At 43.0% G+C, this 14,234-nt stretch carries 13 protein-coding genes; 4 read left to right on the top strand and 9 right to left on the bottom strand.

Translation table 11 applies throughout. The features are described 5' to 3' along the window. The first annotated feature begins 113 nt into the window (after positions 1 to 113). Entirely contained in the window at positions 114 to 1,553 is a 1,440-nt protein-coding gene (locus C7379_RS01220) for a C69 family dipeptidase (RefSeq protein WP_116615629.1), read from the top strand. Positions 1,554 to 2,322: 769 nt separating this feature from the next. Here the strand turns inward: C7379_RS01220 and C7379_RS01210 are convergent. Continuing rightward, complete coding sequence (locus tag C7379_RS01210; protein WP_116615628.1) at positions 2,323 to 3,222, bottom strand: patatin-like phospholipase family protein; 900 nt, start codon at positions 3,220 to 3,222, stop codon at positions 2,323 to 2,325. Between the two features lie 380 nt (positions 3,223 to 3,602). On the opposite strand from C7379_RS01210, the gene C7379_RS01205 reads away from it, so the two are divergent. The 3 genes from C7379_RS01205 to C7379_RS01195 all read left to right on the top strand — a co-directional run bounded on the left by C7379_RS01205 (position 3,603) and on the right by C7379_RS01195 (position 6,474). Next, on the top strand, positions 3,603 to 4,013 hold the full coding sequence (locus C7379_RS01205; protein WP_116615627.1) for a secondary thiamine-phosphate synthase enzyme YjbQ: 411 nt from the start codon (positions 3,603 to 3,605) through the stop codon (positions 4,011 to 4,013). 128 nt (positions 4,014 to 4,141) lie between these two features. After that, positions 4,142 to 5,047, top strand: coding sequence for a DMT family transporter (locus tag C7379_RS01200; RefSeq protein WP_116615626.1), 906 nt, complete (start codon positions 4,142 to 4,144; stop codon positions 5,045 to 5,047). Between the two features lie 95 nt (positions 5,048 to 5,142). Further along, on the top strand, positions 5,143 to 6,474 hold the full coding sequence (locus C7379_RS01195) for a DUF2130 domain-containing protein (RefSeq protein ID WP_116615744.1): 1,332 nt from the start codon (positions 5,143 to 5,145) through the stop codon (positions 6,472 to 6,474). A 186-nt stretch (positions 6,475 to 6,660) separates the two neighbouring features. On the opposite strand, the gene C7379_RS01190 is transcribed toward C7379_RS01195, so the two are convergent. From C7379_RS01190 to atpD, 8 genes are all read right to left on the bottom strand, one after another. Then, a complete protein-coding gene (locus tag C7379_RS01190) occupies positions 6,661 to 7,635 on the bottom strand; it encodes a F0F1 ATP synthase subunit gamma (RefSeq protein ID WP_116615625.1) in 975 nt (324 codons plus the stop codon). Positions 7,636 to 7,649: 14 nt separating this feature from the next. Next, positions 7,650 to 9,236 (bottom strand): F0F1 ATP synthase subunit alpha, encoded by a 1,587-nt coding sequence (gene atpA, locus C7379_RS01185; RefSeq protein ID WP_116615624.1) that lies wholly within the window; start codon positions 9,234 to 9,236, stop codon positions 7,650 to 7,652. 62 nt (positions 9,237 to 9,298) lie between these two features. Further along, entirely contained in the window at positions 9,299 to 9,835 is a 537-nt protein-coding gene (locus tag C7379_RS01180) for a F0F1 ATP synthase subunit delta (RefSeq protein ID WP_116615623.1), read from the bottom strand. A 3-nt stretch (positions 9,836 to 9,838) separates the two neighbouring features. Further along, complete coding sequence (gene atpF, locus C7379_RS01175; protein ID WP_116615622.1) at positions 9,839 to 10,354, bottom strand: F0F1 ATP synthase subunit B; 516 nt, start codon at positions 10,352 to 10,354, stop codon at positions 9,839 to 9,841. Positions 10,355 to 10,379: 25 nt separating this feature from the next. Next, entirely contained in the window at positions 10,380 to 10,625 is a 246-nt protein-coding gene (gene atpE, locus C7379_RS01170) for an ATP synthase F0 subunit C (protein ID WP_116615621.1), read from the bottom strand. 89 nt (positions 10,626 to 10,714) lie between these two features. Beyond that, complete coding sequence (gene atpB, locus C7379_RS01165) at positions 10,715 to 11,779, bottom strand: F0F1 ATP synthase subunit A (protein ID WP_116615620.1); 1,065 nt, start codon at positions 11,777 to 11,779, stop codon at positions 10,715 to 10,717. Positions 11,780 to 12,341: 562 nt separating this feature from the next. Continuing rightward, positions 12,342 to 12,581, bottom strand: a complete 240-nt coding sequence (gene atpC / locus C7379_RS01155) for an ATP synthase F1 subunit epsilon (protein WP_116615619.1) — start codon at positions 12,579 to 12,581, stop codon at positions 12,342 to 12,344. A 30-nt stretch (positions 12,582 to 12,611) separates the two neighbouring features. After that, the gene (gene atpD / locus C7379_RS01150) at positions 12,612 to 14,138 is read right to left on the bottom strand and encodes a F0F1 ATP synthase subunit beta (protein WP_116615618.1); all 1,527 of its coding nucleotides are present in this window, start codon (positions 14,136 to 14,138) and stop codon (positions 12,612 to 12,614) included. Positions 14,139 to 14,234: the final 96 nt, after the last annotated feature.

Here is a 14,234-nt window from a genome sequence, read left to right as displayed (position 1 = left end):
AATTATATATGCTTGTAATTGCTATATTCAATTTTATTTTTATAACACAAATTACTTGCAAATAAGATATAAAAACTTTAATTTCGCTTATAGTAAAACTTAAATATTATATTATGAGAACAAAATCAAGCAAGATGGAGAAACTTCCATCAGAATGTACAACAATTATTGTGGGCGAGAAGATGACCGATGACGGTTCTCGTATATACGCTCGATCAGAAGATTTTGATGCGCTACGTTGCAAAAACTGGTTGGTTTTTACGGATACAGAGAATGGTCCCGAAGAGTTTGTGGCTGATGATAGCCGCTTTCGCTGTCCATTACCGAAGAGAGCTTTGGGCTATACCGCATTGCCTGATTATCAGTATCATCACGAGTGGGGCAGCGCCGGATTTAACTCAGCTGGAGTAGGCGAAAGCTCTACGGAAACAATTTTTAGCAGCAAGAAGGCTTTACAATTTGATCCATATGTAGAAGACGGTCTTGCCGAAAACTGCACTTACAACATCGTGCTGCCCTATATACACACCGCTCGCGAGGGTGTGGAGCGCTTGGGGGCACTCATAGAGAAGTACGGTTCTGCCGAAGGTTTTGGAATAGGTTTCATAGACGATAAAGAAATATGGTATCTTGAGAACGCATGTGGCCACCGCTGGTTGGCCTGTCGCATGCCCAAAGACAAATATTTTGTAACTGGCAACCAAAGCCGCTTTAGGAAATACGACCCCAATGACAAGGAAAACTTTATGGCTTCGTCTGATCTCATTGAGTTTGCGGAGAAAAACGGATTGTATGATCCTGCCAAAGGTGAGTTTGATTTTCATGAGGCATACGCCAAAGACGATATAGATGACACCACCTACAACTATCCACGTGTATGGGGTTTGCAAGGAATGTTCTCACCCGGCATAAAAAATGACGTGACCAAAAACACGTTCCCAGTTTTCGCCAAGGCTAATAATCCGATTGGAATAAAGGAACTTCGTCGTGCTTTCAGGTTCCATTATGACAACACCGAACACGACCCCTACTTGCACAGCAATGGTAAAGAACCTTGGCGCCCAGTGTCTATCTTCCGCACCACGCAAACACACTTGATGCAAGTACGCTCATGGTTGCCCAAAGAAATAGGTTGTATCACGTATGTGGCCAATGGAATGGCTGATCTTGGCGTGTTCCTTCCAATATATCAGGGCGTTAAAAGTTTCCCACAAGCCTATAGCATTGGCAATTCTTACTGTGATGACGAGTCGGCCTATTGGCGTTTTCGCAAAGTAATGACGCTTGGCATGACAAACTATAACGCATACGCCCCTGTAATCAAAGAAGCTTACGCACGCCTTGAAGCTGAGAACGACCAGCGACAAAAGGAGTTTGAAGCACGTTATCTTGAGATATACAAGGAAAGCCCGATGCAAGCGCAAGATATGCTTCAAAAGTTTAGCGACAGTCTGCTAAACCATGCTTTAGAAGTGGCTGACGGCCTGGTAAAGGAGCTCTTTACCCGTATGACCAAGGACATCCAGGCCGAATATCTCTTCCATGGTGCTTAACACCAATCAAAGAAGTTGATATTCTTTCTATCTTTAACCTCAGATGGGAGACGCAATTTTAACCGCGTTTCCTATCTGAGAATTTTTATTGTTTGCAAAAATTACGTGTTTTAACACCTGTTCCATTTTTTATTGCCAATTGCGAAGACATGCCACATTAGCCGCTTTGGTGTGTTTTTGCCTTTGAAACTGTATTCTTGCCTCAAAAAATCATGTTTATTCTCAACGAAACAAATGTTTTCAGGGTATGTTATACCCCTGTGGATATACGTCTGGGGCTCATTCGAATATGCCAATAGGCACTCAGCAACAATTTCAACCCTTCTGACAGTGCTATCCATGTTTTTTACAATCATTGTGTCGTAACCATACCAAAACCCTGCACTGAGAACGCTGCGGCTTTGTTGCCTATCCATAAGAAGATGGCACAAAGGTGTTTGAGTAATAAAAAAACACGGCAGGATGTTAGTTTTTATGAACTTCGATGGGATGAGATGGCAGTCTATATTGAAGGGATAACTCCTAATTGCCAATGAAGAAAAACGTCAAAAGTAAATAAAATGAGAAATTGAGTTTACTGTGACTTACACGGATTAACATAATCCCTGTATTTACTTTCAAAGTCAAAATGTAAAGAGAAAGGGAGAGTTGTAGTGGACAAGATCGACCACTCGAGCTTATATTACGAACCGGATAAAATAAAAAAAGCCAGGAGACTATTTATGTTTATTTCATGTTTACATGCGATGATCTTTTTTAGAGCTCGCCTTTATCCATGTTTTTGTAATGCCTCATCCATTGTTCGCTGACCATAACGGATAAGTTCTGCCCCCTTGTCAAAATCGAACAAGCCAAAGTCGTCCATCGGCACATTGACATACAAGTCTGGTGGGGTAAGACACATGGCTCGCTCTGTGTCATTTTGTATCATCAACTGCATCACGCGTGTCATCACATTGATATAATTGGACGAGGTTTCAGGTCTGGGAAGTCGGAATTTGGATTTCGAAGGATCGTCGGTCTCTGATGGCACGTTTTGGCATTGGCTTAAAAATTTAGTGTCGGGGCGTTCGCATGCGCCACTCACGTTGACTGCCACAAGTAGGTCGTGTGACTTTCGTGCCACACGGTCTAAGGGTAAAGTATTGTGCACGCTGCCATCAACGAAGAACCTGTTGCCGTCGCAAACAGGCTTGAAAAACATGGGAATGGAAATAGAAGCGCGTATGGCCCGTTTGAGATTACCCTCCCTGAACACCACTTCGGTGCCACTCACAAGATCAGTTGCCGAACAACAAAACGGTATAAGAAGGTCTTCGATATTGATGTCACCGATGATTCGATCGAGCAACAACATGATGCGCTCACCATTAGTGATATGGTCAAAGCCCGGCGAGAAACCGAAAATGCGCAACATGCGCTTGCGTGTCATACGCTCAGCGATAGCTCTCAGCTCGTCCATCTTGCCAGCAGCGTATAGTCCGCCTACTACGGCCCCCATGGATGTACCAGCTATCGAGGTGATGCGATAGCCATGCCCAACAAGCGAGTCGATGGCTCCGATGTGCGCCCAACCTTTCGCTCCGCCGCCGCTGAGCACCAAGGCCACGTCGCGCGATGGGTGGTAAGTGTTAAGAAGTCGTTTCCATTGTTGCTTGAGCCAAATCATTTGAATATCCTTTGTGAACACTGCAAAGTTACTAAAAAATATGCCGTGAGACATGTTTTTACACCAGCTTTTGAAGGGGTGACATGACATTACTGAGAGATTTGACCATTTAGGTATAATATGGCTGTCATAAAGTTGGGCACGTCCTTGTAGAAACGAAATAAAATTTTTAACTTTGCGTACAACCATAAGTTCATGCGTCGATCCAAAGTCTATGCTTGGGCGACATTGAGATGGCATGCCTTTTTATATGTGATGAGCCTAAAGACAGGCGCTACGATTGCCATGGTGCTAACATGTACGTATTAGACGGGATGAGTATGTGGCAACAAAGGCGGTTATACCGGCTTTATTACACTTTGCAGAAACAATATTACATGATGATACAACAGGTACTTTTTTCGGTTGGCCCATTTGTGCGTGGATTTCATTTGATCACGCGCGACGTGATGAGACAGTTGCCAGTATTGCCCCCAATGGGGCTACTCAACCTGTTTGTGCAGCACACAAGTTGTGCGCTGACTATTAACGAGAATTGTGATCCTGACGTGCGACATGACCTTAAAGGCATTATGGAGCGAATAGTTCCCGATGGCGACCCCAACTACCGGCACCAAGACGAGGGGCCAACGGATATGAGTGCCCACGCGAAAAGTTCGATAGTGGGGACATCTATCAATGTGCCTATCGTGGATGGACATTTGGCTTTGGGCACCTGGCAGGGGCTATATCTCTGCGAGTTTAGGGAACAGGGCGGCGCACGCCGTATTGTGGCCACCATCATGGGATGACGGTGGTCGTTGGGCCTGTCGTTTACCAAACGGTGTCTTGGCTATATGGGGCACCACCCGAATAGTGCGCCAAGCGGGCGGTGCTAATCACTTGAAAATCTATTTGCGATTTAAGACTATACCTAACGATGAAAAGAAATTGTAACTGGCTGTACCATTTGATCACCATCATTGTGGTGTTGATTTGGGGATGCACGTTCGTAAACTCCAAAGTGCTGCTGATGAATGGCATGGCGGCACACGAAATATTCTTTTTGCGTTTTCTCTTCGCTTACTTTTGCGTTTGGGCTATTTCACCGCGAAGGCTATGGGCCAACAATGTCAAAGACGAGTTACTTTTGGCACTATTGGGCGTGACGGGTGGCTCTCTGTATTTTGTGTCTGAGAATGAGGCCGTTAGGATAGACTATGTTACCAATGTGGCGTTTATTGTTTGTACCGCTCCATTGCTCACAACAATATTGGCACTTGTGTTTCTGAGAAGTGTCAAGGCCACGCGAGATATTGTCTTAGGAGCCGTTTTGGCGGTAACGGGCGTTGCCTTGGTGGTGTTTAATGGCCAATTTGTATTGAGGTTGAACCCTTGGGGAGACATCTTGGCACTCACGGCAGCCTTTTGTTGGGCTATATATAGTTTGTTGCTGCGAAGGTTGGCGGGATACAACGTAGTGTTTGTGACTCGCAAGGTCTTTTTCTATGGATTAGTGACGGTGCTGCCTATGTTTATGGTGAGGCCATGGTCGTTTCCACTTGGGAATTTGACCCAAACCATAATATGGGGCAATCTGTTGTTTCTCAGTTTTGTATCAAGTTTTGGTTGCTACGTGTTGTGGAGCTGGACTAGCAAAAAGTTGGGCGCGATCAAGGTGAGTAATTATATCTATCTTAATCCTGTCTCGACCATTGTTTTCTCCGCCTTGGTATTAAACGAGACGATGACATGGCTCGCTTGGATAGGCTCTGCTATGATTTTGGTGGCGGTGTACATCTCTAACCAAGGCGTACCAAGCCTGCATATACATGGGCACAAATAAAGATGGCGATTTGAGAGCGGGGAAACAAAGATATTTGGAATAAAAGTAAAAAAAATAAAACTTTAATATTGAACTATTCATAATACAATAGGATGATGAAAGAACTTAAATGTCCACACTGTGGAGCCGTTTTTACAGTGAATGAGGCTGACTATGCCTCGATTGTAAACCAAATTAAGAATGTTGAGTTTGATGCCGAGGTAGCGCGTAGGGTGCAAGAATTGGAGAAACAGCACAATGCAGAGCGAGAATCATGGACCTTAAAGGCTGAAAAAGGGTTTAGCGAGCGAATGAAATCTGTTGAGAAACAGCTAAATGAAAAAGAAATAACGATTTCTAACTTGAGCGAGAAACTAAAAAACTTGGAAACACAAAAGGAACTTGAGATGCTTGCCGAATTGGCTAAAAAAGATGAGAAAATAGCCACGCTAAACGTCGCGATGGAAGAAAACGCCAACAAGGTAAAATTGGCTGTTATGCAAGAACAAGCTAAAGGCATGGAGCTAATCCACAAGAAAGAAAAAGAAATAGCAGAACTAAAAACTCGCATTGAGACAGATAACAGCCAAGCGTTAGTGCGCGAGAGCAACTTGAAAGAACGATACGAGCGGGAACTTCAGCAAAAACAAGACATGGTGAACTATTACAAAGACTTGAAAACGAGAATGTCAACCAAGATGGTTGGTGAGACGCTCGAGGCACATTGCAACACGCTCTACAACACCACGCTGCGATCTGTGCTGTCCAATGCCTATTTTGAGAAGGACAACGATGTGACAAGTGGCACCAAAGGAGATTTCATTTTTCGTGACTACGATGGCGAGACAGAGTATGTCTCCATCATGTTTGAGATGAAAAACGAGATGGACGAGACTGCGACAAAGCATAAGAATGAGGATTTTTTCAAGAAATTGGACGAGGATAGAAATAAGAAGAACTGTGAGTATGCCGTGTTGGTGTCTTTGTTGGAGCCTGACAATGAATTGTATAACAATGGCATTGTAGACGTGTCGCATCGCTATCCAAAGATGTATGTGATACGGCCACAGTTTTTTATACCACTCATCACATTGTTGGTGCAAACGTCCAAGAAAAGCGTGGAATACCAACGCCAGCTGCAAATAGCACAAAGTCAGCATGTAGACGTGACGAATTTCGAAAACAAACTGTTGGATTTCAAGGAGCGATTTGGGCGTAATTACGAATTGGCCAGTAAAAAATTTCGCACGGCGATCGACGAGATTGATAAAAGCATAGACCACTTGCAAAAAATTAAGGATGCGTTGGTTGGGTCTGAAAATAATTTGAGATTAGCCAATAACAAAGCCGAAGAGTTGACCATCAAAAAACTAACCTATAACAATCCCACGATGAAATCTAAATTTGAAGAGGCGAGAAATTCAGAAATGGAACAACCCGAGAAATAGGAAAAGGCAACAAAAAGCTGTGTTGTTTTGTAAACTTCTAATATTTGCCATCTTTCACACTACTTGTATGCCTAATAGCATATAAGCACAGTTCAGATGATATCCTCAATTATAAATACCAAAGCAGGTAGCAAACATCGTTTCGAAATGTTTGCTACCTGCTTTTATAAAATAGATGATACAATGTCAGTTGTTAACAGAGCCACCCACAATATCAAGCAATTCGTTGGTGATAGCCGTTTGACGGCTCTTATTAAACTGCAAGCTGAGTTCCTCAAGCAATTGGTCAGCATTGTCAGTGGCAGTCTGCATGGCAACCATTCGAGCCGCATGCTCCGAAGCTACACTATCAAGCAGTGCTGTATATACCATCAAATGTAACATTTGAGGTACAAGAAGAGATAAGACTGTCTCCATATCTGGCTCCACAATAAAATCATCATTAAGCCCGATTATCGCTTCTTGATTACGCTTAGTGGCAACCTTGTTTCTCTTACGCAGATATTCTTGAGCCTTAGCCGTGGCTATAGACGAACTGAGATCTCTGTCATTATCCGCACCAATAGTTTCTGTACTTAGGTCGATAGGCAAGAATGTCTTGCGTGTAAGAACTTGAGAACCAGCACTCTTAAAATGATGATATATCATCTCCACTTTGTCGTACTCGTTGTTGGCGAACTTGTTCGATATTTCTTTGGCAATCCTGCTACATTCGTGAGCATTAGGTTTGTCGGCGAGATCTGTAAAATCACCCGCAGACTTACAGCCCATCCTTGCTACCTTTTCAGCTATCTTACGGCCCAAAGGATAAATCGTGATATCAGTGATACCCTGTGCTTTATATTCCTCAACAACTTGCTTCGTCATACGAATGACATTACTATTAAATGCACCACACAACGAACTATTCGATGAAAAGACTAACATCGCCACACGTTTTACCTCTGCACGTTCCTCCTCAAAAATGGTTTGGGTACCTGGCATTGATGCTAAGAATACCTTTAATATATGTTCCATTTGCTCGGAATAAGGCAACATGTTATGAATTGCCATCTGCGCATGGTGTAATTTGGACGAGGCTATCATCTTCATGGCACTCGTAATCTTACGAGTGCTCTGAACAGACGTCTTGCGGGTTTTTAGTTCTTTTAACGAAGGCATAAGCTATTTTATTCTTATTTCTTGAATTGGCCTGTAATGTTTGCCATCACTTCCTCTATAACTTTGACGCTCGACTCTTCTAATTTACCTGCCGCCAAACTATCAATTACATCCTGATGCTGTGAGCGCATCTGCTCTAAAAACTGTTCTTGGCATATACGAACTTGCTCCACTGGAACATCATACAAAAGTCCATGAACGCCACAATAAAGAATAGCAATCTGTTCGCCTACAGGCATTGGGCTATATTGAGCTTGAATGAGCAACTGATTGTTTTTTCGACCGCGGTCGATAGTCATTGCCGTAACAGGGTCCATGTCGCTCGCAAACTTGGAAAAAGATTCCAATTCTCGGTATTGCGCCATGTCAATTTTTAAGGTTCCTGCCACTTTCTTCATACTCTTAACTTGAGCCGAACCACCTACACGAGATACCGAAATACCAACGTTGATGGCAGGACGGAAACCTTGATTGAAGAGGTTGGTCTCAAGATATATTTGGCCATCAGTAATGGAAATAACGTTTGTGGGGATGTATGCAGAAACATCGCCTGCTTGCGTCTCGATAATTGGCAATGCCGTGAGAGAACCTCCACCACGTACATGTCCACGCATACACTCAGGAAGGTCGTTCATTTGCTCGGCCACCTCTTGCTGATCGTTTATACGAGCGGCACGCTCCAATAAACGAGAATGGAGATAGAAAACATCACCGGGATAAGCCTCGCGACCTGAAGGGCGACGAAGTATGAGCGAAACTTCACGATATGCGACAGCCTGTTTTGAAAGGTCGTCATACACCACTAATGCGTGATAGCCTCTGTCGCGAAAATATTCGCCAATGGCGGCACCCGCAAATGGCGCATAATATTGCATGGCGGCAGGGTCTGCGGCGGTGGCACTTACGATGATGGTATAAGGAAGTGCACCGTACTCCTTCAATGTTTGCACCAACGTGGCCACCGTACTGGCTTTTTGACCAATGGCTACATATATACAATACACAGGCTTACCAGCTTCGTAATTACCCTTTTGGTTGATTATTGTGTCAAGTGCCACAGCGGTTTTACCTGTTTGACGGTCGCCAATGATGAGCTCACGCTGTCCGCGGCCGATAGGAATCATCGAGTCGACAGACTTCAATCCAGTTTGCAAAGGCTCTTTCACAGGTTGTCTATAGATTACACCCGGAGCCTTACGATCCAATGGCATCTCAAAAGCCCCGGTCAAATCTAAATCGCCCTTGCCATCAATAGGCTCGCCAAGAGGATTAACAACACGCCCCAAGAAGCTATCATTAACACGTATAGAAGAAATGCGATGGGTGCGTTTGACGGATTGCCCCTCCTTAATGCCCCTGGTAGGACCCAAGAGTACGCAGCCCACATTGTCTTCCTCAAGGTTCATGACAATAGCCATGGTGCCATTTTCAAACTCAAGCAACTCATTAGCCTCACAGTTACGAAGACCATAAATGCGCACCACTCCGTCACTAACGGTGAGTACAGTGCCAACCTCATCAAACTGCTCGTTGGCATTGATGCCCTCAAGTTGCCTCAGAAGAACCTCTGACACTTCGCTTGGTTTTATTTTATCTGACATTGTTTTGGTTTAAATTTTAAAAGCCGCACGCTTTGATCTAAACATGATTTGACGCGGCGATTTTATTTTTTCAATTGAATAAGGATGTTGTTGAGCTTTGATTTAACGCTTGCATCCATTCTGTAGGTGTCGTATTCCAAGATGAAACCACCTATGATATCAGGATCAACCTCGGTATTAAACTCCACAGTTCCATTTGTTTTGTGCTCTACCATCTGCTTCATCTTCGTCTCAATTTGATCAGAAACAGCGACGGCGGTAATAAGTTTACCACGAGTAATATTGTTTTCTCTGCGATAGAGCGTGATATAAGACGCAGCCATGAGTTGAAGCATCTCTTCCCTTCCCTCTTTTAATACAAGGTGGAAGAAACGTCGAGTCTGTTCACAAATATTGCCGCCAGCGGCAGTTTCAACAATATCTTGCTTTTTTTCTTTGCTCAACATTGGATTGTCTATGGTAAAACGCAACTGCGGCACTTGCAGGTAGCTGTTATATAGCATCTGCATTTCTTGGTACACCTCAGCATCCTGTTTCAATGCCGTGGCACTCTTAAGGAGTGCGCGAGCGTATCTTACCGATATTACACCTAAATCCATAGACTATTGTTTTATATCATTTTTCTCATAGGCAGAAACCTCTGCCAGCAGTTTGTCTATCAAATCCATCTGCTTGTCTTCACTCGAAAGCTTCTCACGAACCACTTTCTCAGCTATTTTTACTGATAGTTCGGCTATTTGTGAACGGATCTCACGAATGGCTTGCTGCTTGGTCGACTCAATTTCCGCTTTGGCATCGTTGAGTAGACGAGCACCTTCCTCTTTCGCTTGATCTTGAGCTTTCGCAACAATAGCATCACGAGTAGCAGTGGCCTCTTTTAGTATCTGCGACTGCTTCTCGCGTGCCTCCTGCAGAATGGATTCGCCTTCTTTTTGTATGTTGGCCAGCTTTTCATTGGCTTCATGAGCCTTTCGAAGACTGTCATCGATGAAGTTCTTACGGTCTCTCACCATATTGGTGATGGCAGGGAATCCCCATTTCCACAGAACGGCAAGCACTACAAAGAAGACTATCGTCATCCAAAATAGCAGACCTGTACTTGGCATTAATAAATCCATACGCAGTGTTTATATTGTTAAGCGATTAAATGCAAAGGAATGCAACTACTACCGCAAACAATGCAACACCCTCTATCAAAGCTGCGGCAACAATCATGTTGGTAAAAATCTTGTTCATTACCTCTGGTTGGCGAGCCATGGCGTCCATAGCCTGGCCACCAATACGACCAATACCAACACCAGCACCTACGGCAGCGATACCTGCGCCTAATCCAGCACCTAACTTTGCAATTCCATCCGCAGCGGCAGCCAATAATAATGTTGAAACCATAATTTTAAATTTTTAATGTTATTATTAATTATTGTAGTTTTATCGATTCTATTTTGATTTTATGCCTGTTATTTGTCACTTCCATTCTTTCATTCTGCTTTCGCTCTTGCAAGTCCGATAAATATAGAACTTAACATGGTGAAGACCATGGCTTGAATAAAGCAAACCAATAATTCAAGACACATCATAAATATGCTCATGAGGACACTTAGAAAAGACATACCATAGAATGTGGCTCCACCAATAGCGGCGACGACAAATATAATACATGTCAAAGATAAGGCTATTGCATGCCCAGCCATCATGTTTGCAAAGAGACGAATCATCAACGCAAACGGTTTGGTAAAGATACCAACAAATTCTATGATAGAAATAAGTGGGAACACTTTCAGAGCCACTGGTACATCTGGCCAAAATATATCTTTCCAATAGTGTTTCGAGCCACTAAATTGAGTTACGACGAACGTACAAAGTGCCAAGAAAAAAGTAACAGCAATATTACCCGTCACATTGCCTCCGCCGGGCGGAAATGGCATAATACCCATTAAATTGCATGTTAGGATAAAGAAGAAACACGTTAACAGGTAAGGTGAATACTTTTCATAGCCATCCCCTATTCCCGGTTTTACTATATTGTCCTCAACATAGGTCACTATCATTTCTATAAACCCGGTGAAACCTCCCGGTGCCGGGTCAGTTGCCTTATGCTTGTGATACCAACGTGCTGGTATTAAGACGATACATATAAGGATGATGGCATCTATGAGCATCACCGCTACGGTCTTAGAAATAGAAATATCAAAGGGGCGGATCTCTTCACCATTCTGTAACTCTACTATTTTACCAGCGTTGTCCCCTTGGGTGACAATGGCAAGGTTGTAAGGCCCTTTTTTATAGCCTTTGGCATCTGCTTCTTCAGCGAAATTGCTTGTACTAAAGACATGCCAACCTGTTGAACTTTTAACGATAACAGGCAAATGAATGACGACTGGTTTTCCACTGATATCAGTGATATGCCATTCGTATGAGTCTTTGATGTGCCCTACCACAACCTCAGAAGTATTTAGTTTTCCCCCGTCCTTATTTTCTGCGTTAACCGGAAGAAAAAAGGCGAGGCACATCAACGTGCAAACAATCAAATGAATGTATTTCATTTAGATATATTATTAATGTTTTATTTTCAGCGAAACACCCATCATCAAGATATACATAAGTATTACCATTATGGCAAAAGCTCGAGACTCAGCAGTGCTTTTCGATATAAACAGAATGTATACTCCTACAAATGTCAGTATTAAGACAACCCTTACAACCGCCAAAACCATATAAAAATGGGGCAAATTTGCTGGGTAATGTTTCTTGACATAATTATAACCCACAATCCATATCGCACCAATTGCCGTAAAAAACAAAGTACATATTATTAGGGTTGTTGTGGATATCATATACATTTTTACATCAAATCACCCCGTGATATCTAAGCATTTTTTCATTTCTGTCATACTTTTGTACATGCTTAAAGTATTTATGATAAAACAAATTGACTTTTGAATAGACAAAAATAGTATCAATAAATATTCCCTGTCCCATTGGCTTTATAAGATACCCTCACCATTGTTTTTGGACAAGTATATACCTCTTTATAAATTAATAAACTTTTTCGCCTAAATTATCAATCATCAAACTATGTCATATTCATGAATCTTTTCATGTTTATTATACCTCTACGCACAGGTTTACCTCATTTTGTTTAACCTCGACGAAGCCACCTTCAACGTTAAATTGCTTTGTCTCCCGAGAAGTGACATACTCCACTTTGCCTTCAACAAGCGCAGAAATAATGGCAGCGTGATTGTTAAGTATCTGAAAACTACCTTGCATTCCAGGCACCGTTACACTTTTCACATCACCATCAAATATCACTTTTTCTGGAGATACAATTCTTAATTTTAGCATAATCGAATATGGTTTGATTGACCAAAAAAATTATTTATTGGCCTGTTCCATCAGTTTTTTACCCTTGGCAATAGCGTCTTCTATAGTTCCAACGTTCATAAAGGCTTGCTCAGGAAGGTCGTCCACCTCTCCGTCAAGGATTGCGTTAAAGCCTTTAATTGTATCTTCCACGCTTACCATGATACCTGGGACACCGGTGAATTGCTCTGCCACAGCAAAAGGTTGAGACAAAAAGCGCTGTACGCGACGTGCTCTACTTACGACAAGTTTGTCCTCATCAGAGAGCTCATCCATACCAAGGATAGCAATAATGTCTTGTAAATCATTATAATGCTGGAGTGTTTCTTTCACCCGTTGAGCACAATCATAATGTTCCTTGCCGACAATCAGCGGATCAAGGATGCGCGACGTACTTGCCAATGGGTCGACAGCGGGATAGATGCCCAGCTCGGCAATCTTACGATCTAACACAGTAGTAGCGTCAAGATGGCTAAATGTAGTGGCTGGCGCAGGGTCTGTCAAGTCGTCCGCAGGTACATATACAGCTTGTACAGACGTAATAGAACCTTTCTTGGTTGAGGTAATGCGCTCCTGAAGAGCTCCCATTTCAGACGCAAGTGTGGGTTGATATCCAACCGCTGATGGCATTCGCCCTAACAATGCGGAAACTTCCGAACCTGCTTGCGTGAAGCGGAATATGTTGTCTATGAAGAACATGATGTCCGCAGGGCCACCATCTTTTCCACCATGATCGCGAAATTCCTCTGCCACAGTCAGTCCAGACAGAGCCACGGAAGCGCGAGCCCCAGGTGGTTCGTTCATTTGTCCGTATACCAATGTAGCTTGCGACTTGTTAATTTCATCAGGATCCACTAACGAAAGATCCCACTTACCCTCATCCATGGCTTTCTTAAATTTCTCACCATATCTGATAACGCCCGATTCGAGCATGTCTCGAATTAGGTCGTTGCCTTCACGGGTACGCTCGCCAACACCTGCAAAGACAGAGTAACCATCATGTCCTTTCGCTATATTATTAATAAGCTCCATGATCAACACTGTCTTTCCAACGCCAGCTCCACCAAAGAGTCCAATCTTGCCACCTTTTAGGTAAGGCTCCAACAAGTCTACAACCTTGATGCCAGTAGTTAGTATTTCCTTTCGTGTAGACAACTCGTCAAACTTTGGTGGCTGCCTATGTATAGGATAGCTACCTTCCATGTTGAGTTCTTTCATGCCGTCAATAGGCTTGCCTATAACATTCAACATTCGACCCTTAATCTGCGAGCCAGATGGCATTTTTATTGGGCTACCAGTTGGGATTGCCTCTAAGTTGCGTTGCAAACCATCGGTAACGTCCATAGCCACACAACGCACGGTATCCTCGCCAATGTGTTGCTGTACTTCAATAATTAGCTCACCTCCATTAGGTCGTTTCACTTTGAGAGCCTCGTTGATTTTTGGCAACACCTTCTCGGGATCTTGTCCCTGGGTATCAAAATAAACATCGACCACAGGACCAATAATCTGGGAGATGCGTCCGCTGATTTGTGACATAAGCTATTGTTTATTATTAGTTATTTATAGATTCGTTTACTTGATTAAAGCATATTTCAGATTTCTGACTACAAAAGTACATTATAATTATTACAA

This window comes from Hallella colorans, assembly GCF_003096815.1.
In the GTDB taxonomy this organism is placed as follows: Bacteria; Bacteroidota; Bacteroidia; order Bacteroidales; family Bacteroidaceae; genus Prevotella; species Prevotella colorans.
Note: the sequence above shows the minus strand (reverse complement) of the source record. Positions and strands in the feature narration are given on the sequence as shown.

Bases quoted from the DNA above. Each gene is read 5' to 3' on its own strand.
- C7379_RS01200 (WP_116615626.1), top strand. From the start codon at position 4,142: ATGAAAAGAAATTGTAACTGGCTGTACCATTTGATCACCATCATTGTG.
- atpD (WP_116615618.1), bottom strand. From the start codon at position 14,138: ATGTCACAAATCAGCGGACGCATCTCCCAGATTATTGGTCCTGTGGTC.
- C7379_RS01180 (WP_116615623.1), bottom strand. From the start codon at position 9,835: ATGGATTTAGGTGTAATATCGGTAAGATACGCTCGCGCACTCCTTAAG.
- C7379_RS01205 (WP_116615627.1), top strand. From the start codon at position 3,603: ATGATACAACAGGTACTTTTTTCGGTTGGCCCATTTGTGCGTGGATTT.
- atpF (WP_116615622.1), bottom strand. From the start codon at position 10,354: ATGGATTTATTAATGCCAAGTACAGGTCTGCTATTTTGGATGACGATA.
- atpB (WP_116615620.1), bottom strand. From the start codon at position 11,779: ATGAAATACATTCATTTGATTGTTTGCACGTTGATGTGCCTCGCCTTT.
- atpE (WP_116615621.1), bottom strand. From the start codon at position 10,625: ATGGTTTCAACATTATTATTGGCTGCCGCTGCGGATGGAATTGCAAAG.
- atpA (WP_116615624.1), bottom strand. From the start codon at position 9,236: ATGTCAGATAAAATAAAACCAAGCGAAGTGTCAGAGGTTCTTCTGAGG.
- C7379_RS01210 (WP_116615628.1), bottom strand. From the start codon at position 3,222: ATGATTTGGCTCAAGCAACAATGGAAACGACTTCTTAACACTTACCAC.
- C7379_RS01220 (WP_116615629.1), top strand. From the start codon at position 114: ATGAGAACAAAATCAAGCAAGATGGAGAAACTTCCATCAGAATGTACA.
- C7379_RS01190 (WP_116615625.1), bottom strand. From the start codon at position 7,635: ATGCCTTCGTTAAAAGAACTAAAAACCCGCAAGACGTCTGTTCAGAGC.
- atpC (WP_116615619.1), bottom strand. From the start codon at position 12,581: ATGCTAAAATTAAGAATTGTATCTCCAGAAAAAGTGATATTTGATGGT.
- C7379_RS01195 (WP_116615744.1), top strand. From the start codon at position 5,143: ATGAAAGAACTTAAATGTCCACACTGTGGAGCCGTTTTTACAGTGAAT.